The 24,086-nt window shown below is 65.5% G+C and carries 15 protein-coding genes; 8 read left to right on the plus strand and 7 right to left on the minus strand.

The window, feature by feature from the left end; genetic code table 11:
- Nucleotides 1-25: 25 nt before the first annotated feature.
- A complete protein-coding gene (locus AABA84_RS14595; protein ID WP_338312377.1) occupies nucleotides 26-910 on the minus strand; it encodes an SDR family oxidoreductase in 885 nt (294 codons plus the stop codon).
- A gap of 105 nt (nucleotides 911-1,015) precedes the next feature.
- Here AABA84_RS14595 and AABA84_RS14600 point away from each other — a divergent pair, with 105 nt between their 5' ends.
- The gene (locus tag AABA84_RS14600) at nucleotides 1,016-1,852 is read left to right on the plus strand and encodes a helix-turn-helix transcriptional regulator (protein ID WP_338306767.1); all 837 of its coding nucleotides are present in this window, start codon (nucleotides 1,016-1,018) and stop codon (nucleotides 1,850-1,852) included.
- A 27-nt stretch (nucleotides 1,853-1,879) separates the two neighbouring features.
- Here AABA84_RS14600 and AABA84_RS14605 read toward each other — a convergent pair whose 3' ends face one another.
- Both AABA84_RS14605 and AABA84_RS14610 read right to left on the minus strand, forming a co-directional pair.
- Nucleotides 1,880-3,112 carry an NAD(P)/FAD-dependent oxidoreductase gene (locus AABA84_RS14605; protein WP_338312378.1) on the minus strand — a complete coding sequence of 411 codons (1,233 nt, stop codon included), beginning with the start codon at nucleotides 3,110-3,112 and terminating at the stop codon, nucleotides 1,880-1,882.
- Between the two features lie 68 nt (nucleotides 3,113-3,180).
- On the minus strand, nucleotides 3,181-6,243 hold the full coding sequence (locus AABA84_RS14610) for a ribonuclease E/G (RefSeq protein ID WP_338312379.1): 3,063 nt from the start codon (nucleotides 6,241-6,243) through the stop codon (nucleotides 3,181-3,183).
- 705 nt (nucleotides 6,244-6,948) lie between these two features.
- Between AABA84_RS14610 and AABA84_RS14615 the strand changes: the two genes are divergently transcribed.
- The 4 genes from AABA84_RS14615 to AABA84_RS14630 all read left to right on the plus strand — a co-directional run bounded on the left by AABA84_RS14615 (nucleotide 6,949) and on the right by AABA84_RS14630 (nucleotide 13,160).
- On the plus strand, nucleotides 6,949-8,244 hold the full coding sequence (locus tag AABA84_RS14615; RefSeq protein ID WP_338312380.1) for an N-acetylmuramoyl-L-alanine amidase: 1,296 nt from the start codon (nucleotides 6,949-6,951) through the stop codon (nucleotides 8,242-8,244).
- A 276-nt stretch (nucleotides 8,245-8,520) separates the two neighbouring features.
- Nucleotides 8,521-11,031, plus strand: coding sequence for a penicillin-binding protein 1A (locus tag AABA84_RS14620; RefSeq protein WP_212244385.1), 2,511 nt, complete (start codon nucleotides 8,521-8,523; stop codon nucleotides 11,029-11,031).
- 113 nt (nucleotides 11,032-11,144) lie between these two features.
- Nucleotides 11,145-12,276, plus strand: a protein-coding gene (prfB, locus tag AABA84_RS14625) for a peptide chain release factor 2 (RefSeq protein WP_135213487.1) whose coding sequence is annotated in 2 segments (ribosomal slippage) — nucleotides 11,145-11,213 and nucleotides 11,215-12,276 — 1,131 coding nt in all. Because the reading frame shifts where the segments join, the coding sequence is not laid out codon by codon here.
- Between the two features lie 2 nt (nucleotides 12,277-12,278).
- Nucleotides 12,279-13,160, plus strand: a complete 882-nt coding sequence (locus tag AABA84_RS14630) for an NAD(P)-dependent oxidoreductase (RefSeq protein ID WP_338306761.1) — start codon at nucleotides 12,279-12,281, stop codon at nucleotides 13,158-13,160.
- Between the two features lie 107 nt (nucleotides 13,161-13,267).
- On the opposite strand, the gene AABA84_RS14635 is transcribed toward AABA84_RS14630, so the two are convergent.
- Nucleotides 13,268-13,660, minus strand: a complete 393-nt coding sequence (locus AABA84_RS14635; protein WP_338312381.1) for a hypothetical protein — start codon at nucleotides 13,658-13,660, stop codon at nucleotides 13,268-13,270.
- A gap of 63 nt (nucleotides 13,661-13,723) precedes the next feature.
- On the opposite strand from AABA84_RS14635, the gene AABA84_RS14640 reads away from it, so the two are divergent.
- Nucleotides 13,724-14,635 (plus strand): DMT family transporter, encoded by a 912-nt coding sequence (locus tag AABA84_RS14640; RefSeq protein ID WP_338312382.1) that lies wholly within the window; start codon nucleotides 13,724-13,726, stop codon nucleotides 14,633-14,635.
- A 108-nt stretch (nucleotides 14,636-14,743) separates the two neighbouring features.
- Nucleotides 14,744-15,979 (plus strand): ABC transporter substrate-binding protein, encoded by a 1,236-nt coding sequence (locus AABA84_RS14645; RefSeq protein WP_338312383.1) that lies wholly within the window; start codon nucleotides 14,744-14,746, stop codon nucleotides 15,977-15,979.
- Nucleotides 15,980-16,007: 28 nt separating this feature from the next.
- Here the strand turns inward: AABA84_RS14645 and AABA84_RS14650 are convergent, their stop codons facing one another.
- Both AABA84_RS14650 and AABA84_RS14655 read right to left on the minus strand, forming a co-directional pair.
- The gene (locus AABA84_RS14650; RefSeq protein ID WP_338312384.1) at nucleotides 16,008-17,360 is read right to left on the minus strand and encodes a peptidoglycan DD-metalloendopeptidase family protein; all 1,353 of its coding nucleotides are present in this window, start codon (nucleotides 17,358-17,360) and stop codon (nucleotides 16,008-16,010) included.
- 110 nt (nucleotides 17,361-17,470) lie between these two features.
- A complete protein-coding gene (locus AABA84_RS14655) occupies nucleotides 17,471-18,160 on the minus strand; it encodes a redoxin domain-containing protein (RefSeq protein WP_338306756.1) in 690 nt (229 codons plus the stop codon).
- A 204-nt stretch (nucleotides 18,161-18,364) separates the two neighbouring features.
- On the opposite strand from AABA84_RS14655, the gene AABA84_RS14660 reads away from it, so the two are divergent.
- The gene (locus AABA84_RS14660; RefSeq protein ID WP_338312543.1) at nucleotides 18,365-22,177 is read left to right on the plus strand and encodes a YhdP family protein; all 3,813 of its coding nucleotides are present in this window, start codon (nucleotides 18,365-18,367) and stop codon (nucleotides 22,175-22,177) included.
- Nucleotides 22,178-22,309: 132 nt separating this feature from the next.
- Here the strand turns inward: AABA84_RS14660 and AABA84_RS14665 are convergent, their stop codons facing one another.
- Nucleotides 22,310-24,004, minus strand: coding sequence for a methyl-accepting chemotaxis protein (locus AABA84_RS14665; RefSeq protein ID WP_338312385.1), 1,695 nt, complete (start codon nucleotides 24,002-24,004; stop codon nucleotides 22,310-22,312).
- Between the last annotated feature and the right edge of the window lie 82 nt (nucleotides 24,005-24,086).

Raw genomic sequence — 24,086 nt, forward strand, 5'->3', positions numbered from 1 at the left:
GGATGGGGCGGCGCGAGCTGCGCCGTCAGACCTTGAAGTAATGGGGCTGGTCGAGATCCTCGATCAGCCTTATTTCTTTGGGCGCCCAGCCGAGCGCAGCACGCGTCTTCGCGCTCGAGGTAGGAACATCGACGCCAGCGAACCGCGCGAACCAGCCGAAATGAGCCTCGGCTTCGCCGGCGGATTTCGAAACCACGGGCACGCCGAGCCTCTTGCCGATCACCGCCGCAATCATCTTGAACGGCACGCCTTCCTCGGCAATGGCGTGATAGCGGCGAGCGGATGCGCCTTGCTCGAGCGCGAGGCGATAGACGCGTGCGGCATCGAGGCGATGGGCGGCCGGCCAGCGGTTCATGCCGTCGCCGATATAGGCTGCAGCTCCTTTCTCGCGGGCGATCGCAATCAGGCGCGGGACAAAGCCGTGGTCGCCCTCGCCATGGGTCGTCGGCGGCAGCCTCACGATGCCGGCGCGGACGCCGCGGTCAGCGAGCTCTTCGGCGGTCGCTTCCGACACGCGCGGAAAGTGGCGGGCCGCCGCATCGTCCTCGGTGGCGAGCCGTCCCGGCGCGAGCAGCGCGACGCCCGAGGTGACGATCAACGGACGTTCGGAGCCTTTCAGCTCGTCGCCGAGCGCGAGGATCGCGCGGCGGTCGAGCTCGCAATTCTCAGTGAATTTCGAGAAGTCGTGGTTGAAGGCGAGGTGAAGCACGCCGTCGGCGGCGGCCGCGCCGCTGCGTAAGGAGGCGTGATCCTCCAGCGAGCCGCGATGGACCTCGGCGCCCATCGCGGTGAGGCCCGCGGCAGCCGCATCGGTCCGGGCAAGGCCGGCGACGCGGTGGCCGGCGGCGATCAGGTCGGCAACGACGGCGGAGCCGACGAAGCCGGTGGCGCCGGTGACGAATACACGCATGAGCAATCTCCAGGAATTGGCGGGGAGGGGTTGGTGGAGACGACCATCCGCGTTACAGATATCCGGGTAAAGTAGTGAGTTTATCAGGGTATAATAGCTAACAGCATGAGCGAGACCGTCACCGCCGAGAACCTGCTCGGGGCCTATCTCCGGGATCGCCGCACCAGGCTCGATGCCGCCGCGTTTGGCTTTGCCGGCAGCCGCAGGCGCACGCCCGGCTTGCGCCGCGAGGAGGTGGCGCAGCGCGCCAATATCAGTCCGACCTGGTACACCTGGCTGGAGCAGGGCCGCGGCGGGGCGCCGTCGGCCGACGTGCTCGACCGCATCGCCCGCGCGTTGATGCTGACCGATGTCGAGCGCGAGCATTTGTTCCTGATCGGCCTCGGCCGCCCGCCCGAGGTGCGCTACCAGGCCACCGAAGGCGTCTCGCCGCGGCTGCAGCGCGTGCTCGACGCGCTCGCATTCAGCCCGGCGCTGGTGCGGACCGCGACCTGGGACGTCGTCGCCTGGAATCGTGCCGCAACCGCCGTGCTGACGGACTACGGCGCGATCCCGCCGGGACAGCGCAACATCCTGCGCTTCATCTTCTGCGATCCGCGCGTCCGCGCCGCGCAATATGATTGGGACAGCGTGGCGCGCTTCGTGGTGGCGGCGTTCCGGGCGGATGCGGCGCGCGCGGGCGCGGTCTCGCATGTCGCCGACTTCGTCGATGAGCTCTGCCGCACCAGTCCGGAATTCGCAGCGCTCTGGCGCGACAACGACGTGCGCCATCATGGCGACGGCACCAAGCGGCTGCGCCATCCCGTTCACGGCATGATGTCGTTCGAATATTCGAGCTTCAACGTCGAGGGTCGCTCCGATCTCAGCATGATCGTCTACAACCCCGCGACGCCCGAAGACGCCGAGCGCATCAGAAAGCTGCTGGCCGCGCGAACAGGTTGACGGAATTCGGCAGCTTGCCCGAAAGGCCTAAAAGCGCCCCGGCCGATACGGCGTCGGATCGATCGCAGGCGTCTCGCCGCTCATCATCTCCGCGAGCAGGCGCCCCGTCGCCGGTCCCAGCGTAAAGCCCTGGTGACCATGGCCGAAATTCATCCAGAGGCCGGGATGACGCGGAGCTTGCCCGAGCACCGGCAGCATGTCGGGCGTGCAGGGACGGGTGCCGAACCACGGATCCGGCTCGACGCGCTTGCCGAGGTCGATCAGCTCGCGTGCGGATGCTTCCGCGCTGGCGAGCTGCACGGGCGTCGCGAGCGCGTCGGGGCTTGTCAGCTCGGCTCCCGTGGTGATGCGAATGCCCTTGGCCATCGGCCCCATGGCATAGCCGCCGGCCTTGTCGATCAGCGGCAGGTCGAGCGAAGCGCCGCCGCTGTAATGCATGTGGTAGCCGCGCTTGCGCACCAGGGGAATGCGATAGCCGAATTTGTGGAGGAGATCGGGCGACCAGGGCCCGAGGGTCACGACGGCGTGGGCGGCATCGAGGCGCCCCTGGTCCGTATCGACCGACCAGCCGGTCGCGGTCTGCTGCAGCGACTGCGCATCGCCGAGCACAATGGTGCCGCCGCGTCGCTCGAACAGCTCTGCATAGGCGGTGACCAGTGCGCCGGGATCGGACACGGTCCAGGTGTCGAGCCAATGGATCGCGCCGGGAAGATCGTCGCGCAGGACCGGCTCGGCCCTCGCAAGCTCCTTGCCGGAGAGCACGCGAAAATTCACGCCGAACTCGCGCTGGTCTTCCTCCGCCGTCTTGATCGCCAGATCGAACGAAGCGGCATCGCGATGCAGCATGCGATAGCCGGCGCGGCGGATGAGATTGTCGGCATGGGCTTCGCGAATGAGGATGTCGTGCTCGCTCGTCGCGTAGGCGATCAGCCGCGCCCATGCGTCGACCGCCTCGCGATGGCGCTTCGGCGCCGAATGCCACCAGTAGCGGAGCAGGGGCTCGATATGGAGGTGAAGTGACGACAGGCTGTAGCGCACATCGTTGGTGCGGCCGGTCGCGATCTTCAGGAGGGTCGCAAGGTCGCGCGGCATCGGATAGGGGCGGACCGCTTCCGCCTGGATCATCCCGGCGTTGCCGTAGCTGGTCTCGCGGCCCGGCTCCCTGCGGTCGACGAGCCTGACGGTCCAGCCGCGCTGCTGGAGGTGCAGCGCCGCGCTCACGCCGATCATGCCGCCGCCGAGAACGATTGCGCTTTGCATTGAAACTGACCTCGCCAAATCAAAAAACGCCCGGCTTGACCCGGGCGTTTTCTCTTGAGTGTTCGGCTTTATTCACCGCCGCCGAAGCGGCGCGACCACCAGCCGGCGCGGCGTGGGGCCGCCGGCGTTTCGCTTGCCGGTTCCGGCGCGGGTTCAGCTGCCGGCGGGGCGGCCGGCTCAGTCGCCTGCGCAACCGGCGCTGCCGGCTCGCTCGGGCTGCTCGACAGGAAGCTCACTTTTTCCCGGACCGTGGAGCGGCGCCGCGCGGCCTTGTCGTCGGCGGGCTCTTCCTCCGCGGCAATTGGCTCGGGCTGGGCCGGCGCCGCCTCGGTCTGCACCTCGGCGCGCGGCTCGGGCTGCGAGAGTTGTGGCTCGGCGGTGTGCTCGGCCTGCGCGATCGAGGGCGCAGGCTCGCCGCTGAAGCCGTCGAAATCGGCGACGGCGTCGGACGCTTCCGACGGCTGACTGGCACCGAGTTCGTCGCCGATCGAGCCGGCAAGACCTTCCTCGCCGCTGCCACGCCGACGGCGTCCGCCACGGCGACCACGCCGGCGGCGGCGATCAGCGCTGCCCTGCTGCTCGCCGCGGGCTGCCTGTTCCTCGCCTTCCTCGCCATCCTGCTCGGACTCGGCATCCTCCTCGCCTTCGCCGGCAGCAACCGCCGCCTCGGGAAGGGTCGGCGCGGTATCCTCGCGAAGCTCGCCATCGCGCGGGCCGCCGCGACCGCGACGACGCCGGCGGCGCTTGCGGCGCTGGCCGTCCTGCTCGGAAGCGGCATCGCCTGCGGTCTGCTCCTCGGCGAGACCTTCGGTCTCGTCGGTCTCGACCTCGGATTCGGTTTCCGGATCGAACTCCTCGTCGTCATAAGCTTCTTCGGCCAGCGGCGGAGGGCTTGCGGCCGCCTGCGCCGCCAGCAGAGCCTTGGCGGCTTCCAGCGTATGCACCTGCTCGCCGCGGTCGATGAGATAGGCCTGCGGCCCGCTGACGCTTGCGTCGGCGATGACCGACAGCGTCACCTTGAAGCCGTTCTCGAGGTCGCGCAGATGGCCGCGCTTGTGGTTCAGCACATAGAGCGCGACGTCGGTACGGGTGCGGACCACGAGATTGTGGGTCGCGCCCTTCATCAGGATCTCTTCGAGGCCGCGCAGCAGCTGGAGCGCCACCGAAGACACCGAACGGACATGGCCGGTGCCGCCGCAATGCGGGCACGGATCGGTCGAGCTCTCGAGCACGCTGGCGCGGATGCGCTGGCGCGACATCTCGAGCAGGCCGAAATGCGAGATGCGGCCGACCTGGATGCGCGCCCGATCCTGCCGCAGGCAATCGGACAGCTTGCGCTCGACCGCACGGTTGTTGCGCTTCTCGTCCATGTCGATGAAGTCGATGACGATCAGGCCGGCGAGGTCGCGCAAGCGGAGCTGGCGGGCGACCTCTTCGGCCGCCTCCAGATTGGTCTTGAGCGCGGTGTCCTCGATATGGTGCTCGCGGGTCGATCGTCCCGAGTTGACGTCGATCGAGACCAGCGCCTCGGTCTGGTTGATCACGATGTAGCCGCCCGAGCGCAGTTGCACCGTCGGCGAGAACATCGCATCCAGCTGGCTCTCGACGCCCATGCGCGAGAACAGCGGCTGACCGTCGCGATATTGCTTCACCGCGCTGACATTGGCGGGCATCAGCATCTTCATGAAGTCGCGGGCTTCGCGGTAACCGGCTTCACCGGCAACCGAGATCTCGTCGATCTCCTTGTTGTAGAGGTCGCGCAGCGAGCGCTTGATCAGCGAGCCTTCCTCGTAGACGAGGGTCGGGGCCTGCGACTTCAGCGTCAGGTCGCGCACCGTCTCCCACATCCGGATCAGATATTCGAAGTCGCGCTTGATCTCGGGCTTGGTGCGGGCGGCGCCGGCGGTGCGCAGGATGATGCCCATGCCCTCGGGCACGTCGAGATCCTGCACCACTTCCTTCAGGCGCGAGCGGTCCTGAGCGCTGGTGATCTTGCGGCTGATGCCGCCACCGCGTGCGGTGTTCGGCATCAACACGGCATAGCGGCCGGCGAGCGAGAGGTAGGTGGTCAGCGCCGCGCCCTTGTTGCCGCGCTCTTCCTTGACGACCTGCACCAGCATCACCTGACGGCGCTTGATGACTTCCTGGATCTTGTACTGGCGGCGCGGGCGGAAGGTGCGCTCCGGCACTTCCTCCAGCACGTCGTCGCCGCCGACGGATTCAACGACTTCCTCTTCGGCTTCCTCGCCGTCCTCGTCGTCGTCCTCGTCGTCTTCGCCGGTTGTTTCCGCAGCCTCGGCTTGCTGCGCCTCGGCGCTCTCGCCCGCCGCGTACACGGCATCGGCCGGCTCAGCGGCGGAGGTCACGGCCTCAGCCAGAGCTTCCGCATGCGCTTCGGGGGTGGCGGTCTCCTGCAGCTCGGCAGCGACCACGGGCTCGGCGCCAATGGTTGCGACGGGCGCGGGCGTCTCGTCGGCGTGATCGTGGTCGTGATGATCATGCTCGCCATCGTGACCATGGTCATGATCGTGAGCGTGATGGTGCCCGTACTCATGGGCATGATGATCGTCATGATCATGGTCGCCATGATCATGATCGTGGTGATCGTGAGCTTCGTGCTCGCCGTGATGCTCCGCATCGGCGTGCAGATGCTCGCCTTCGTGCAGTGCACCCTCGGCGTGCTCCGACAGCGCCGCGCCTTCGATCGGCTGGGCCGCGGGATCTGCGCCTTCGACGATGTCGCTGCGCACGCGCTCGCCATGACTGCGGCGGCGGGAATTGCGATGGCGCGAGCGGCGGCGGCCGTGGGAGCGGTTCTCGCTCTCTTCCTCGGCCTCGCGATGGGCCTGTTCCTCGGCCTCGATCAGCGCCTGCCGGTCGGCGACCGGGATCTGGTAGTAGTCGGGATGGATTTCGCTGAAGGCGAGGAAGCCATGGCGGTTGCCGCCATATTCGACGAAGGCGGCCTGGAGCGAAGGTTCGACCCTTGTGACCTTGGCGAGGTAGATATTCCCGCGCAGTTGCTTGCGTTGCGCGGTCTCGAAATCAAACTCTTCGACGCGATTGCCGCGGACCACAACGACCCGGGTCTCTTCCGGGTGGGTGGCATCGATCAACATCTTGTTGGGCATGTCTTAACTCTTGGCGGCGGCGGGCGCGATTCACCGTGGGCGCGAGTTGCGCTGCCGGGTGACGCGACGGTCCACCTGATTCGGGGGTGAGGGGAAGGCCGAAACGCCGTCTCTCGCGCCTTGCCGAACCGGAAGCTTCAGGATCAAGGCGGCGCGCGGGATTTTCACTCCGCAGCGTCGCGAATGATCCTTCAGAATTCGTCGGCACAGTCTGGCGCATCAAGCGTCGGCCCGTATGAAACACTGGGCGGCGAGGCCGCCCTTCAATCAGTTGCTGCTGGCCAAGCATGGCGCGAGCGCGCTCGCCTTGGGGATCACGAACCGCTCCCTTGGGATCAAGGGACCGGGTAATGGGTTACGTCGCTGTCAGAACTGTCCCGGTAACGCGAGAGGTAACCCAGGACCGTCCGCCGCCGGCGCTTGACCCGCTCCACCTCGCTGCCGCGCACCGCGCTGGTCTTAGAGGGAAACGGAAAACGCTGGAATTCCCAAACCTTGAGAGTTCCGGCGCTGCACCGGGAGGCTGAATGCGACACAACCGGAAATATCGGCCGTCAGCATTCCGTACATACGAGGAATGAGCCATCGGTGCAAGGGAGCGTCGCACGGCGGTCACAGTCAGCGAGTTTCGCGTTTCTGTCATTAAGGATCGATTAACCCTGTGGTTCTATTGCGTTAAAAGGGCTGCTCGGAGGCACGGAATCGGTGGCGAGCCGCACAAATCAACGGGTTTTGCTGGGATGCGCGCTTCTGTGCGCCGCGGCGTTGCCGTGTGCCGATTCCTCGCGCCTGAGCGCCGCGGAAAGCCAGCCGCAACCCACTGTCGCGGTAGCGAATTTTCCAGTCGCCTCGGCCGCCCGGCTGGCCGGCGATGGCAAGCAGACTCGCTTCATTCTCGACATCGACCAGACCGTTACCTTCCGTGCGGTCACGCTTGCGGACCCGTACCGGGTCGTCGTTGACGTCCCGCAGGTCAATTTTCAGCTGCCCGCGGGCACGGGGGCTGGGGGGCGCGGCCTGGTGAAGGCCTTCCGCTACGGGCTCGTCATGCCCGGCGGCTCGCGAATCGTGTTCGACCTGACCGGACCGGCCAAGATCGCCAATTCCTATGTGCTGGAGGCGGCCAACGGCCAGCCGGCCCGGCTCGTGCTGGAGCTGGAGGAGGTCGACCGGACCGCCTTCGTCCAGTCGCTCGCACCCGAAAATCGCCCCGAGCTGCGGCCCACGATCGCCGAGGCGCAGCCCGCAACGGCTCCCGCGACGACGGCGCCGGACACGGCGCAGCAGAAGGCCGATGGCCGCCCGGTGGTCGTGATCGATCCCGGTCATGGCGGCATCGACAACGGCACGCAGTCGAGCGGAGAGAGCGAGAAGAACCTGGTGCTGGCCTTTGGACTGGCGCTCCGCGACAGGCTGGAGAAGGCCGGCAAATACCGTGTGGTCATGACGCGGAACGACGACACCTTCATTCCCCTCAATGACCGGACCAAGGTCGCCCGGAATCTGAAGGCGGCCTTGTTCGTCTCCATTCATGCCGATGCGCTGCCCCGTACCGAGGGCGATGCGCAGGGCGCGACCATCTATACGCTGTCCGACAAGGCGTCCGACGCCGAGGCCCAGCGGCTGGCGGATGCCGAAAACCGGGCGGACGCGATCGCCGGCTTCAACCTCGCGGAGGAGCCGACCGACGTCGCCGACATCCTGATCGACCTCACCCAGCGGGAAACCCGCACCTTTTCAAACCGTTTCGCGCGTCTTCTGATGGGCGAGATGAAGTCGACGGTGCGGATGCACAAGCACCCCCTGAAGTCGGCGGGCTTCCGGGTCCTGAAAGCGCCTGACGTGCCCTCGGTGCTGGTCGAGATCGGTTATGTCTCCAACAAGGGCGACCTCGAGCACTTGGTCTCCGAAGGCTGGCGGTCCAAGGCCGTGGGCTCGATGGCGCAGGCCATCGACGGGTTCTTGACCAAGCGGATGGCCACGGCGGGATCGTCGAATTGACGACCCGGGGATCGTCGAATTGACGACCCGGGGATCGTCGAATTGAAAGGGTTTTTCCGTCCCGCCGCAAAAGCCCTAGTTTGGCCACAGCGGGCGCTTTATAAAAACGCCGCAGGGGGTTCCGGAATCGGAGAGAATCCCGCTCGGCAAGCGTCTGAAGTCCGGCACTGATGGTATTGCGTAAGCCGGTGAATTGGTGACGTGAAGGTTGGCCCCTGTTTGGGTGCCAAGGGGCTGATACTGAGCTGATCCAGAGATTGAACGGATAAACACATAATGCGCTTGCTGGTGCGGTTCATGGGCTTCCTGTTCGCCGCGGGAACGGTGGTGTTCCTTGTCGGTGTCGGGGCCGTGGCAGGCCTGATCTGGCATTTCTCCAAGGACTTGCCGGACTACTCTCAGCTTCAGGATTACGAGCCGCCGGTGATGACCCGCGTGCACGCGGTCGACGGCTCGCTGCTCGGCGAGTACGCCAAGGAGCGGCGGCTGTATCTGCCGATCCAGGCGGTGCCGAAGCTCGTGATCAACGCGTTCCTCGCGGCCGAGGACAAGAATTTCTACGAGCATGGCGGCATCGACTACACCGGCATGGCGCGCGCGGGCGTGGTCTACATCCAGAATTACGGCTCGAACCGGCGTCCGCAGGGTGCCTCCACCATCACCCAGCAGGTCGCCAAGAACTTCCTTTTGACCAATGAGGTCTCCTTCGCCCGCAAGATCAAGGAAGCCTTGCTCGCGATGCGGATCGAGAAGACCTACTCGAAGGACAAGATCCTCGAGCTGTATCTGAACGAAATCTATCTGGGCCTCGGCGCCTACGGCATCGCGGCCGCTTCGCTGGTCTATTTCGACAAGTCGGTGAACGAGCTGACGGTGGCAGAAGCGTCCTATCTGGCCGCGCTGCCGAAGATGCCGGCGACGCTGCATCCGGTCCGCAACCGTGACCGCGCCATCGAGCGCCGCAACTACGTGATCGACCGTCTGGTGGAGAACGGCTGGATCAAGCAGGCGGACGCCGACAAGGCGCGCAAGGAGCCGCTGGCGGTCACCAACCGGTCCAACGGCGCCCACACCTTCGCCGGCGAATATTTTGCCGAGGAAGTCCGCCGCGACATCTTCGAGCGCTACGGCGAGAAGAAGCTGTATGAGGGCGGTCTCTCCGTCCGCACCACGCTCGATCCGAAGATCCAGGTCATGGCGCGCAAGGCCATGGTCTCGGGCCTCGTGAACTATGACGAGCAGCAGGGCTATCGCGGCGCCATGAGCAAGCTCGATACGTCGGGCGACTGGGGCGTGAAGCTCGCCGAGATCAAATCGCTCTCCGACATCTCGCCATGGCGCATGGCGGTGGTGCTGGAGACCAGCGACCAGTCGGCCCGCATCGGCTTCCAGCCGAGCCGCGAGCTTGGCGGCGCCGTGAGCAAGCAGCGCGAGACCGGCATCGTCACGGTTGACGGCGTGCGCTGGGCGCGGGCCGTGCAGGGCGGAACCAAAGGCAAGACGCCGACGGCGGTGTCGCAGGTGCTGCAGCCCGGCGACGTCATCTATGCCGATCCGCTTTATAAGGACGGCCAGCCTGTCGAGGGCCAGTACCGGCTGCGCCAGATCCCCGAAGTGTCCGGTGCGATGGTGGCGATGGATCCCTGGACAGGCCGCGTGCTCGCGATGGTCGGCGGCTTCTCATTTGACCAGAGCCAGTTCAACCGCGCCACGCAGGCCTATCGGCAGCCGGGCTCGTCGTTCAAGCCGATCGTCTATTCGGCGGCGCTCGACAATGGCTATACGCCCTCGACGGTCGTGCTCGACGCCCCCATCGAAATCGACCAGGGGCAGGGCGCCGGCGTGTGGCGGCCGGAAAACTTCTCCTCGGGCAAGTTCCAGGGACCGGTGACGCTGCGCAACGCGCTGCGGCAGTCGCTCAACACCGTGACGGTGCGGCTGGCGCAGGATATCGGCATGCCCCTGATCGGCGAATATGCCCGCCGCTTCGGTGTCTATGACGAGCTGCCGAACTATCTGTCCTACGCGCTGGGCGCCGGCGAGACGACGGCGATGCGCATGGTCACGGCCTACTCGATGCTCGCCAATGGCGGCCGCCGCGTGAAGCCGACGCTGATCGATCGCATCCAGGACCGCTACGGCCACACCATCTTCAAGCACGACCAGCGCGAATGCCGCGGCTGCGACGCGCCGGGCGGCTGGAAGAACCAGACCGAGCCGCAGCTGATCGATCGCCGCGAGCAGGTGCTGGATTCCATGACCGCCTATCAGATCACCGAGCTGATGGAGGGCGTGGTGCAGGCCGGTACCGCGACCGTGGTCAAGGAGGTCGGCAAGCCGATCGCCGGCAAGACCGGCACCACCAACGAGGCCAAGGACGCCTGGTTCGTCGGCTTCTCGCCGGACGTCGCCGTCGCCATCTATATGGGCTACGACAAGCCGCGTGCGCTCGGTAAGGGCAACGCCGCGACCGGCGGCCATCTGGCAGCGCCGATCGCGCGCGATTTCCTCAAGCTTGCGCTCGCCGACAAGCCCGCCGTTCCGTTCAAGGTGCCGGCCGGCATCAAGCTGGTCCGCGTCGTCGCCAAGACCGGCATGCGCGCAGGTCCCGGCGAGACCGGCGGAACCATCCTCGAAGCCTTCAAGCCGGGCACGGCGCCGCCGGACAACTACTCCGTCATCGGCGTGGCCGACGCCGACGGGCGCGGCGGCGGCATGCCGGCATCGCAACAGCAGCAGCCGGATTCCGGCTTCTTCATGCGGCCGGGCACCGGCGGGCTGTACTAAGGCTTAGGACAAGACGGTCGTTTGTCGCAGCGGCGGTTGCGCTTTGCAGCCGCCGCCGCTACATCCCCATCTCGAATTGCACGCGGAACAATTCCGCGAGACCAGAGAACGACATGCGCGCCGAAATCGAACGGTTGGTAGAAGAGATCAAGCAGTCAGTCGGGCTGCTGAGGAGGCATCTTTGACGTCGAGAAATCGACGGCGCGCCTCGCTGAGCTGAACAAGCTCGCAGAAGATCCCAATCTCTGGAACGATCCCCAGAAAGCCCAGAAGCTGATGCAGGAGCGGACCTCGCTTGAGGATTCGCTCTCTGGCATCGGCAAGGTCGAGCAGGAGCTCGAAGACGACATCGGCATGATCGAGCTCGGCGAGGCCGAGGGCGATGCCGGCGTCGTCGCCGAAGCCGAAGCCGCGCTGAAGAACCTGAAGAAGGAAGTCGCGCGGCGCGAGCTCGAGGCGCTGCTGTCGGGCGAGGCCGATCGCTTCGACTCCTATCTCGAAGTCCATGCCGGCGCCGGCGGCACCGAGAGCCAGGATTGGGCGCAGATGCTCTTGCGCATGTACACGCGCTGGGCCGAAACCCACGGCTTCAAGGTCGAATTCCTCGAAGAGTCCGAGGGCGAAGAGGCCGGCATCAAGTCCGCCACGATTCAGGTCTCAGGTCATAACGCCTATGGCTGGCTGAAAACCGAAGCTGGCGTGCACCGCCTCGTCCGCATCTCGCCGTTCGATTCCAACGCGCGGCGGCACACCTCGTTCTCGAGCGTGCAGGTGTTTCCGGTCATCGACGACAGCATCAAGATCGACATCAAGGAAGCTGACGTCCGCGTCGACACCATGCGCTCGGGCGGCGCCGGCGGCCAGCACGTCAACAAGACCGAATCCGCGGTGCGGCTGACGCACATTCCGACCGGTGTCGCGGTGGTCTGCCAAGCCGGCCGCTCGCAGCACAAGAACCGTGCCCAGGCCTGGGACATGCTGCGCGCGCGCCTGTATGAAATCGAGCTGAAGAAGCGCGAGGAGAAGGCCGCAGCCGACCAGGCCGCCAAGACCGACATCGGCTGGGGCCACCAGATCCGCTCCTACGTGCTGCAGCCCTACCAGATGGTGAAGGATCTGCGCACGGGCGTGCAGACCTCCGACACATCGGGCGTGCTCAACGGCGAGCTCGACGACTTCATGGCCGCGACCTTGGCACAGCGCGCCTTCGGCACCACTGGTGCCGACATCGAGGACGTGGATTAGCGATGACACGCGTCGCCTTCATCGGGCTTGGACGGATGGGCCATGGAATGGCCGGCCGTTATCTCGATGCCGGCTTCACGGTGACGCTGTGGAATCGCAGCAAGGCCAAGGCTGAAGACCTGATCGCGCGCGGCGCGCTTTGGGCGACCTCGCCTGAGGACGCCGCGATCGATGCCGACGCGGTCGTGACCATGGTTGCCGATGACGAAGCCTCGCGCGCGGTCTGGCTCGGGCCGAAGGGCGCGGCCAAGACGGCGAAATCAGGCACCATCGCGATCGAATGCTCGACCGTCTCCTATGACCATGCCCGCGAGATGGGCCGCGAGCTGAACGCGCGCGGGCTCATCTATATCGACTGCCCCGTGACCGGATTGCCGGATGCTGCCGCGGGCGGAAAGCTGACGCTGCTGGTCGGCGCCGATGCCGCCGACCTCGAGCGCGCGCGGCCGTATCTGACGCCGATCGGCTCGACCATCCGCCATTTCGGCGCGGTCGGCGCTGGCACGGTCTACAAGCTCATCAACAATCTGATGGGCGCGATCCAGATCGCGGGCCTTGCCGAGGGCCTCGCGATCGCCGAGCAGGCCGGGCTCGACATGAACCTCGTGCTGGACTCGATCCAGGCGGGCGTGGCCGCAAGCCCGCAGGTGCAGCGCCACTCCAAGCGCATGGTGGCCCGCGACTTCACCGGCGCGACCTTCACCGCAGCGCTGCGGCACAAGGATGCCGCCTATGCGGTGAAGCTCGCCGAGAGCCTGCTGGCCGACAAGCCGCTGGTCTCGCGCGCCGCGGTCGAGTCCTATGCGCAGGCGAAGGCGGCGATGCCGGATGATGATGAAGGCAGGATGATCGAGCTGGTGTCGCGGCCGAAGAAGCCGTCCTAGCCGGTCGCATCACGTTTGGAAGCGACAGGTCGGAGCGGCTGTCATTTCAGAAGTTGAACGAGGAATGGAACGCGGAGCCGAATGCTCCGTGGCCGCGGGCGACTGCATCAGAACATGAAATCCTTCTCCGATTCTTGCTGAACCCTTTGCTCTTCAAATCCTTTGCGGATGAAGATGAAGGCGTCCTTCGTTTCGAGAATTGCATCCGATATCGCCTCGAAGCCACCAACGATGAGGGGTGGTATCGCGGGCAATGCCGTTACAGCATGTTGGCGCCAGGTTGGGGCGAGTTCTACGAGATCGTAGGTCCTGATCCCCATTTGCTGGACCCGATAGATTGGAAGATTGTGGATGGAGTTTCGACTTCGTCGCGTCCCTTCCTGTTTTACTTTCGTGACGAGACGTTTGAGTGCATCGCCGACGATTGGGCCTTCGAACCTGTTCCGGAAAATGCGCTGATCCACAAGTTGCGCGCCGGCCCGAGCTGAGCAGTCTTCCATGTGATCGGAAATCGGGTGGAGCTATCCGTCAGCTTGGAGTAGTCGGGCGCCGAGGTGACACCCATGCCCCCAACCGACAACCGGATCGACACGCGAGACTGGTCGCTGCTCGCCGTGCTCTCCGTCCTCTGGGGCGGCTCGTTCTTCTTCAACGGAGCGGCTCTGCGGGAATTGCCGCCGCTGACGCTGGTGTTTTTGCGGGTCGCGCTCGGGGCGGCCATTCTGCTGCCGCTGCTACGCAGGCAGGGGATCGGCTTTCCCAAGCGCATGATAGGTTGGAAGCCTTTCGTTACGATCGGGCTGTTCAACAATGTCATTCCATTTTCGCTGATCGTGGCCGGGCAGACTTTCATCCCGAGCGGACTGGCGTCGATCCTGAATGCGACGACGCCGCTGTTCACGGTGCTCGTGATGGCGGCGGCGGGCGAAGAGGCCTTGGCGATGCGGCGCGTGGCCGGTGTGGGGCTCGGCCTTGCCGGCGTCATCATCCTGCGCGGATGGGGCCTCGAGACGAGGCCGGGGCAGGGGCTCGGCATCCTGCTCTGCCTCGGCGGCGCCCTCAGCTATGGTTTCGCCGCACTGGCGGCGCGGCGATTGCTCAAGGACTCTCCGCCGCTCGGCACGGCGACGTTTCAGCTGATGGCGTCGACGGTGATGATGGCGATCGTCGCCGGCGTGGTGGAGCAGCCTTGGCGTCTTCCGGTGCCGGGCCTCACGACCTGGCTCGCGGTGCTTGGCCTCGCGGGCTTATCGACGGCGCTCGCCTACATCGTCTTCTTTCAGATCATACGGCGCTCCGGTGCGAGCAATGTCATGCTGGTGACGCTGCTCATTCCCGTCACCGCCATCCTGCTGGGATGGCTGGTGCTGGGTGAGCCGATCTCGATGCGCGAAATCGCGGGCGCCATCGTCATCGGCAGCGCGTTGCTGGTGATCGACGGGCGCGTTTTGAATCTGTTGCGGCGCGTTACGTAAGTTCCGGCTTCGTCGTTTCACCGCGCGGAAAATCGCAGCGCTTGCCAGCCGCGAGCGGCCTTGCGACACTCCCCCACAAAACAAGACTACAAAACAGGGGAGAGAACGATGCCGGGTCGTCGCGAAAGCCTTGCTGCCCTCGCCATGCTTGCTGCCGGAGTACTGGTCACGACACCGGTCTCGGCGCAGAAAAAATACGACCCCGGCGCCACCGACACCGACATCAAGATCGGCAACATCATGCCCTATAGCGGGCCGGCCTCGTCCTATGGCGTGATCGGCAAGACTGAAGCCGCCTTCTTTAGGATGATCAACGATCAGGGCGGCATCAACGGCCGCAAGATCAATTTCATCAGCTATGACGACGCCTATTCGCCGCCGAAGGCGATCGAACAGGCGCGCAAGCTGGTCGAGAGCGACGAGGTGCTGCTGATCTTCCAGCCGCTCGGCACGCCCTCGAATTCCGCGATCATGAAATACATGAACGCCAAGAAGGTGCCGCAGCTCTTCGTCGCCTCCGGCGGCACCAAGTTCGGCGACCCCAGGAATTTCCCGTGGACCATGGGCTTCCAGCCGAACTATCAGAGCGAGGGACGCATCTACGCGAAATATATTCGTGACAAGTTTCCGAACAGCAAGATCGCCGTGCTCTGGCAAAATGACGACGCCGGCAAGGACCAGTTCAAGGGCTTGAAGGATGGACTCGGCGACAAGGCGAACATGATCATCGCCGACAAATCCTATGAGGTCAGCGATCCCTCGATCGACTCCCAGATAGTCGCCTTGCACGATTCCGGCGCCGACATCTTCTTCTCGTGGGCCGCGCCGAAGGGCTCGGCGCAGGCGATCCGGAAGGTCGGCGAACTCGGCTGGAAGCCGAAATTCTTCCTCGCCAACACGGCCACATCCATCGCGTCGGTGCTGAAGCCTGCCGGGCTCGACTATGCCAAGGACATCATCTCGACCGCGTATCTGAAGGACCCGACCGATCCGACCTGGGACAAGGATCCGGCCGTGGTGAAGTGGCGCGAATTCATGGACAAATATTACCCCGATGGCGACAAGACCAATGCCAACAACCTCTATGGCTATGTGCAGGCCGAGGCGATGGCGCAGGTGCTGAAGCAGTGCGGCGACAACCTCACCCGTGAGAACGCGATGAAGCAGGCCACCAGCCTGAAGAATTTTCACACCGACCTGATGCTGCCCGGCATCATGGTCAACACCTCAGCCGACGACTACTTCCCGATCGAGCAGATGCAGCTGATGCGCTTCAACGGGCAGGCCTGGGAGCTGTTCGGCGACGTCATCACCGGCGAGGTCGGCCACGAGCGCAGCCAGTGATCATGCGCAGTCGCCTTTTGTCGCGGGCTTAGCCAGCGCTGAGACGCACGCCGGCGCGCAGGAACTTCTGCGGATCGACCGCTTCGCCCTCGATCCGGGTTTCGTAATGCAGATGCGGACCGGTGGAGCGACCGGTCGAGCCGACCAGACCTACGACCTGGCCGATCTTCACGATCTCGCCGACCCTGACGTTGATCTCGGAGAGATGGCCGTAGCGGGTCGAAAGGCCGTTGCCGTGGTCAACCTCGATCATGCGACCGTAGCCGCCGGACCAGCCGGCGGAGACCACCTTGCCGTTGGCGGTGACGCGGACCGGATCGCCGGTGGCGGCGCGGAAATCGAGCCCGGTATGCATCGCGGGCCGGCCGAGGAAGGGATCGCTGCGGACGCCGAAGCCGGAGGTGAATTCGACCTCGCCGATGACGGGCTTGCGATAGGGCACCAGCGCCAGCGTCCGGTTGAGACGGTCCATCTCGGCGCGCGTGGTGTTGATGCGAGAGAGCTGTTTCTCAAACGGTCCGGCATTGGCCGTCAGTTTGACCGGTACGAACGGCCCGCCCATCGCGGTGCGCGGCACGGCGGATTCGAGATTGGCGAGATTCAGGCCGAGATCACTGACCACGCCGCGCATCCGGCGCATGCGTGAATCCATGCCTTCTTCGACGGCGCTGAGCGCCGCCATCTGGCGCCGCTCGACCTGATCGAGCGAGGTCGTGAGCCGGACCAGAACGTTGTCAAAACCCTGGTTCTTGGCGAACTGGCTGGTCGAGGGAGCTGCCACGGTCGGCGCGCGCGATTCGAGCCGCGCCTCACGGTCCGGCGGTGCCACGAAGATCACGGTGTCGCTGATCGGCGAGGGTTTTGGCGTGCTCTGGCTCGCCTCGCCGCGCTGCGGGGCCGCGCGGGGGATCGAGCCGGTCACGTCAGGCATGGCCCCAAGCGCCGTGGCCCGGGACTCCAGCGCCGTCTGGCGCTTCATGATCTGGTCGAGTTTCTGGTCGAACTGTTCCTGGTCGAGCAACTGGCGGCTGGTGGTGCGGTCGACCTTGGCGCGAAGCTCGGCGATGCGGTCCTCATAGGCGTATTGCATCTCGGCCTGGCGGGCGATCAGCCGGGTCAGGACGTCGTCACGGAACGCAAAATAGGTGGCGGTTGCCGCCGACCAGAGACCGAGCAGCACCACCGTGCCGACCACGATCCAGAACACCACGGGCCCGAAGCGAACCTGTTTGCCGGCATGGACGATGGTGTAGGCGTCGTCGGTGGCGGGAAGGGGAATCGCTGCGGCTGCCGCGAGGGCGGGACGGCGTTGGAAGGCCCGTCCGTGGTCGTGAGGATGATGTTGGGCGTACTGCGAGTATTGGGCAGAACTTTTCGACATCGGCACTCCCGCGCCGGTCGGATGAGTCCGTACGGCCTAATTGCCGCAGCAATCTGGGCCGGTCATGGTTAATTTTCCGGAAATGGGAACGCGCGAATTTAAAGGACTGGTTAAAGACTTCTTGCCGCTTCCAGCACCTCGTCGGCATGGCCGTCGACCCGGACATTGCGCCAGATCCTGGCCAGTTTGCCATCAGCTCCGACCAGTATCGTGGTGCGAAGAATCCCAAGGAAGCTCTTGCCATACATGGATTTTTCGCCCCACGCGCCATAGGCTTCCAGCATCTGGTGGGTCTCGTCCGAGATCAGGGGGATACCGAGCTTGTGCTTGTCGCGGAACTTCTCCTGGGCCTTTAACGGATCGGCGGAGATGCCGAGCACGGCGGTGCCGGCGGCCGCGAAGGCGCCGGCGAGGCGGGTGAAGTCGATCGCCTCGCGGGTGCAGCCCGGGGTGTCGGCGCGGGGGTAGAAGAACAGGACGAGCTTTCGGCCGGCATAGTCCGCCAATGTGACGACCTCGCCGCCGTCGCGGGGCAGGCGGAAGGCGGGGGCCTTCTGACCCTCTGCCAGGCCCGGCTTCGCCTTCGCGGGCGGGGGCGCCGATTTGGAGGAATTTAACTGTTTCGATGCGGCCCTATGTGATCCTGCTTTTGCTAAGGTCGCGGTTGATTTGCTCGCCGGTGTCCGCTGTGTCTTCGCGGGCTTTGTTGGGGTAGAGGCCCGCGTTTTCAGGGCCTTCTTTTTAGCCGTCGGACTGGCGGAGGGCGTTTTGGACGATTTCTTTCGGGATTTCTGGGACATACGCCTTCCTTTCGACGCTTTCGGCGGGTCAACCGAAACGGTATTGCAGCTCTCGTCCGGTGTGCCGGAATCGCGCCCTCGGCTGGGCAAGTCTGGCGGCGCCGGAGTATGGTTACAAGGAATTCCACGCACCACCCCACTGCTCGTTGAACGCGCTCCCGGGGCGAAATGACGAACAGCAGGAATATTCGAGGTATGGCGGCAATGCCGGCGCAGGGAGCTTCGCTTCCCGTCGACGGCTGCGGTCCCGGCGGCGCTCAATCCTATGACGGGCGCCTGTATCGAGAGGCAATGGCAAGGAATAAGTCGCCCCAGGATTACAATCGGGACTTCGATCGGCGCGGCATTCAGCAACAGCCGCAGGAATGGGACGACGCCGATTGGGATCCGGATCAGGAGGCGGCCGCGGGCCATCGCGCGCGCCGGCTGTTGTCGCGTTCCCATTCGGGCTTTCATCGCTTCGGTGACGGGTTTGGCGCGTTGCGCCGCTGGCTGGCCGCCGATCGCTGGCTGAAGCGCGTCGTCCTTGTCGTCGGGACTCTCGCCGTCATCTTCGTCGGCTGCTTCGGTGCTTTGTGGTGGCGGCTCGGTGCCGGCCCCATCAATCTCGACATCGCAACGCCATGGCTGGCGGCCGCGATCGAGGACAATATCGGTCACGGCAACACGGTTGAGATCGGAGGCACCCAGATCGAGCGTGCCGGCCGGGTCCGCATCGCCGTCCGTATCCGAGACATCATCGTCCGCGATCGCGATCACGCCATCGTTGCCAGCGCGCCCAAGGCGGAAGTGAAGCTATCGGGTGCGGGCCTCTTGATGGGGCATCTGCGCGCCGAGAGTCTCAATCTGGTCGACGCTGAGCTTGCGATCCGCATCGCGCCCGACGGCACCGTCACCGTGTCCGCCGGCGACACCGCAAAGCCGCTGGCAACCGGCGTCGCCTCGAAGAAGGACGCGGGCCTGCCGCCGACGTTCCCGCGCAATGGCGTGCCGCCGCCGCCATTCGCCACGGCGCCTGCGGGCCAGGATCCATCTCAAGCCGCCTCGCAAGGCCCGCCTCCGGCGACGGCACAAAGCGGCATCCTTCAGGGCCTCGACTGGCTCGACAGTCTGAGCATGACCGGCCTCGACGGCCAGAACCTCAACGAGATCGGTCTGAAGAACGGCAACCTGATCGTCGACGATCAGCAGCGCGGCAGCAAATGGTCGTTTGAGAACATCACGCTCAGCCTGCGCCGGCCGAGCCGCGGAGGCGTCACGCTCAGCCTGGGCGAAGAGGGCGCGCGCCCGTGGATGCTGCGCGCCACGATCGGGCCGGCCGAGAACGGCGTGCGCTCGGTCGACATCAAGGCCGACAAGGTCTCGACTTCCAACATCCTCCTGGCCCTGCGGGTCAAGGATCTCACCTACACGGCCGACCTGCCGCTGACGGGTGAGCTCAAGGGCGAGCTCGGCCGCGATGGTGTGCCGACCTTCTTCCGCGGCAAGATCGCGATCGGCGCGGGCAATATCATCGACACCGACACGCCGGACTATCCGATGGCGATCGACCAGGCCGAGATCAACGTCGAGTGGGACGCCAATCGGCGGGTGCTGGTCGCACCGTTCAAGATCCTGTCGGGCCCGAACCGCCTGACGCTTCTGGCCCATCTCGAGCCGCCCAACGGCACCGTCAATGACTGGCAGCTCGGCTTCAGCGGCGGTTCGATCCTGCTCGGCGGCATCGACAACGAGCCACCGCTCGTCTTCAACCGCATCGCGATCGGCTTCCGCTTCGACACCGACCACAAGCGTCTCTTGCTGACGCAGGCAGACGTCAGCAATGGCGAGATTGGCGTCGCCGGCACGGGTGCCATCGACTATTCCGGCGAGCCGCGGCTGACGCTGGGCTTTGCGGGAACGCCGATGTCGGCCTCCGCGCTGAAGCGGATGTGGCCGACGCTGGTCGTTCCCGAGTTGCGCGAGTGGGTGATCGAGCGGATCGAGCGCGGTACGCTCCAGCGCATCGAAATCGGCGTCAATTCGCCGACGAAGAACCTTCCGCGCAAGGGGCCGCCGATTCCCGACGACGGCCTCTCGGTCAACATCGTGGCGAGCGGCGTCGCGGTCCGTCCCGTGGACGGCATGCCTGTCGTGCACGATGCCGATCTGAAGGCGCGCGTGACCGGCCGCACCGCGACCGTGACCATCGGGCAGGGCATTGCCGATACGCCCGCCGGCCGCAAGGTCACGATTTCCGATTTCGTCTTCGAGGTGCCTGATATGGCGCCCAAGCCGTCGCCGTCGCGGACCAGGTTCCGCGTCGAGGGGCCTGTGCCGGCGGCAGCCGAGATGCTCTCGAATGATCGCCTGAGTGATCTGTCGTCGACCGTCGTCGATCCCAACACCAGCAAGGGGACTTTCACGGCGAACATCCAGCTCGGCCTCCCGGTCAAGGGCGAGCTGACCAAGGCGGACACGACCTACGCCGTCACCGCCGATCTCAACGGTTTTGCCGCCGACAAGCTGGTGATGAATCAGAAGCTGGAGGCCAACACACTCAAGATCGTTGCGAGCAACCAGGGCTACCAGGTCAAGGGCGACGTCAAGATCAACGGGCAGGCGGCCTCGCTCGACTATCGCAAGCCCGCCGAGGGCGACGCGGATGTCAGGTTGCAGGCGACGCTGGATGATGCGAGCCGCGCGCGCCTTGGATTCGATCTCAGCCCCGCCGTCAGCGGATCGTTGCCGATCAAGCTATCGGGCAAGATCGCGGGCGGTCCCGACCAGACGACGAGGCTCGGCGTCGAAGCCGACCTGACGTCGGTGAAGCTCGACAACATCCTGCCCGGCTGGGTCAAGCTGCCGGGCAAGTCCGGCAAGGCCAGCTTCAAGGTCGTGCCGACCGCGCAATCGACGCGCCTGGAGGACATCGTCATCGAAGGCGGCGGCGCCTCGATCAAGGGCTCGCTCGAGGTCGATGCGAACGGCGATCTCATGAACGCGAACTTCCCGGTCTATTCGCCGTCGGACGGCGACAAGGCGTCGCTGAAGGTGGAACGCAGCCAGGATGGCGTCGTCAAGGGCACCATGCGCGGCGACGTGTTCGATGGCCGCGGCTTCCTGAAATCGGCGATCTCAGGCAATTCCAAGGACGACAAGAACAACAAGATGAAGAACGTCGATTTCGACATCGACGTGAAGCTCGGTGCCGTCATGGGCTTCAACGGCGAGGCGATGCGCAGCATCGACGCCAAGATGTCGAAACGCAACGGCGCTATCAAGGCCTTCACGCTGAACGGCAGGATCGGCAAGGACACCCCGGTGGCCGCCGATCTGCGCGGCGGGCGTGCGCAGGGCAACCGCGAGGTGATCTACCTTCAGACCAACGATGCCGGCGCGTTGCTGCGGTTCACCGACACCTACACCAAGGCGGTCGGCGGCCAGATGGTGGTGGCGATGGAGCCGCCGACATCCGAGCCGAACACCTCGCGCGAGGGCCTCATCAACGTCCGCGACTTCACGGTGAAGGGCGAGGCGCAGCTCGAACGCGTTGCCGCCGGCGCGCCCAACGGCACCGGCAACGGCGTCTCCTTCAGTGCGCTCCGCGCCGAGTTCACCCGGCAGAACGGCGCGCTGACGGTCCGCGACGGCGTGGTCAAGGGTCCCATGATCGGCGCCACCATCGAGGGCTCGATCGACTATCCCGGCAACCAGGTCTGCATGAGCGGCACCTTCGTGCCGATGTATGGGTTGAACAACATGTTCGGACAGATTCCGGTACTCGGACTGTTCCTGGGGGGCGGCGATAAAGAGGGCCTGATCGGTGTGACCTATGAGGTCGTCGGTACGCCGGCGGCGCCCGTGATGCGCGTCAATCCGGTCTCGGCCATGGTGCCGGGCGTGTTCCGCAAGATCTTCGAGTTCAACACCGGCAAGCAGAACACGCCGTTCGAGGAATTCCCGTCGCAGTCCAACGACGGCTCGACCGGATCGACCCGCCAGCTATCGAGCGGATGTAGCCTGACGCGGCGGTAGAGACGGAACGGTCGTCACCGTCATGGCCGGGCTTGTCCCGGCCCATCTACGTTCTTTGTGCGGCGTGGCTAAACGCGAATGGCCGGGACAAGCCCGGCCATGACGAATGCGGAGGCTTAGGCGCCTGGAAACTTACGCCGCGCGCACGCCTGCGAGGAACGTCCCGACTTCGCCGGAGAGCTGCTCGGCCTGCTTGGAGAGGTTGCTGGCTGCGGCGAGCACCATGCCGGCGGCGTTGCCGGTCTCGTTCGCGGCGGTCGAGACGCCGCCGATATTGGTGGTGACTTCCTTGGTGGCTTCCGCGGTCTGCGAGACGCTGCGGGCGATCTCGGCGGTGGCGGCGCCTTGCTCCTCGATGGCGGCCCCGATCGAGGTGGCGATGCGGCTGACCTCCTCGATGGTGGCGGTGATGCCGCCGATGGCGTCCACGGCCTCCTTGGTCGCGCCCTGGATCTGGGCGATCTTGTCGCCGATCTCGCGGGTGGCTTCGGCAGTCTGGCTCGCCAGCGACTTCACCTCGGAAGCGACGACGGCAAAGCCGCGGCCGGCTTCGCCGGCGCGCGCGGCCTCGATGGTGGCATTGAGCGCGAGCAGGTTGGTCTGGGCGGCGATGCTGGAGATCAGCTCGGCGACATGCTCGATCTGCTGGGCGCCGTCCGAGAGCGCGCGCACGATGGTGTCGGTGCGGCGGGCGCTGTCCACGGCGCGTCCCGTGACTTCGGCGGACTGGGCGACCTGGCGGCTGATCTCGGTGATGGAGGAGGAGAGCTCCTCGGCGGCAGCCGCGACGGTCTGAACGCGCTGGCTGGCTTCGGTCGCGGCGGTGCCGACCACGGCGGCACGGCGGTTGGTGCCCTCGGCCGTAGACGACATCGATTTGGCGGTGGTCTCGAGCTCGCCGGAGCCGGAGGCCATCAGGCCGACGAGCTGACCGACGGAGGCATCGAAGCGATCGGCGAGGGCGATCAGGGCGTCGCGCTTCTCCTGCTCGCTGCGGGTCTTGGTGGCGACCTGCTCGGCTTCCAGGTTCCGCGCCGTCAGCGCGGTCTGCCTGAGCACTTCGAGCGTCTCGGCCATGCGGCCGATCTCGTCGCCGCGGTCGGTCTCCTCGACCGGCTTGTCGATAGCGCCTTCCGAAATCTCCTGCATGCGGTTCTTCTGGCGGTCGAGCGCGCCGAGCACGTCGCGGGCGATCAGCCAGGACAGCGTCGCCATCAGCAGCATCAGGCCGATGCCGATCGCGGCGAGCTCCAGCGTCAGGGCGCGCACGTCGGCGTCGATGTCGTCGACATAGAGGCCGTAGCTGATGGTCGCGTTCCAAGGGGCGAATTTGCGCGCGAAGACGGTCTTGCGCACGGGCTCGGTCTGGCCGGGGCGGGGGTAGAGATAGGAGGTCACTCCGCCCTGCGCGGTCTCGCCGCCGGCCTTGATGATGGCGTCGGCGATCAGGACGCCGTTGGAGTCTTTGGCCCCGGTGATCTTGCCTTCCAGCTGCTGGTTGGCGCCGTTCACCAGGATGGAGGTGTCGGGGTTGTAGACGACGGGGTAGCCCTGGTTGCCGTTGAAGTTCATGCGGCGGCCACGCTGGTGGAACTGGGCTTTGGCGTCAGCCGACGTCAGCTTGCCGGCGGTAACCTCTTCCTGAAGAGATTGCGCGTAGTTGTAGAGCAGCTCTACCGCAGTCCGCATCTGCTGGACCCGGTCCTCCATCATGCGGCTCTTGCTGAGGACGGACGATACGCCGATGATGGCTGTGACTGTGAGAGCTGAAAGACAAACCATGCTGGCGAGCTTGGTCCGGATCTTGAGATGACTCATCAGCTTCATCGCAGCCTCGAAAGAAATGGATGTTATTGCTCGCGTCGGTAGCATGAAGTTCTTACCAATCATGAATGGACGCGTGCGACGT

Origin of the sequence: Bradyrhizobium sp. TM239, from assembly GCF_036247985.1 — a bacterium.
Taxonomy (GTDB): domain Bacteria; phylum Pseudomonadota; class Alphaproteobacteria; order Rhizobiales; family Xanthobacteraceae; genus Bradyrhizobium; species Bradyrhizobium ottawaense.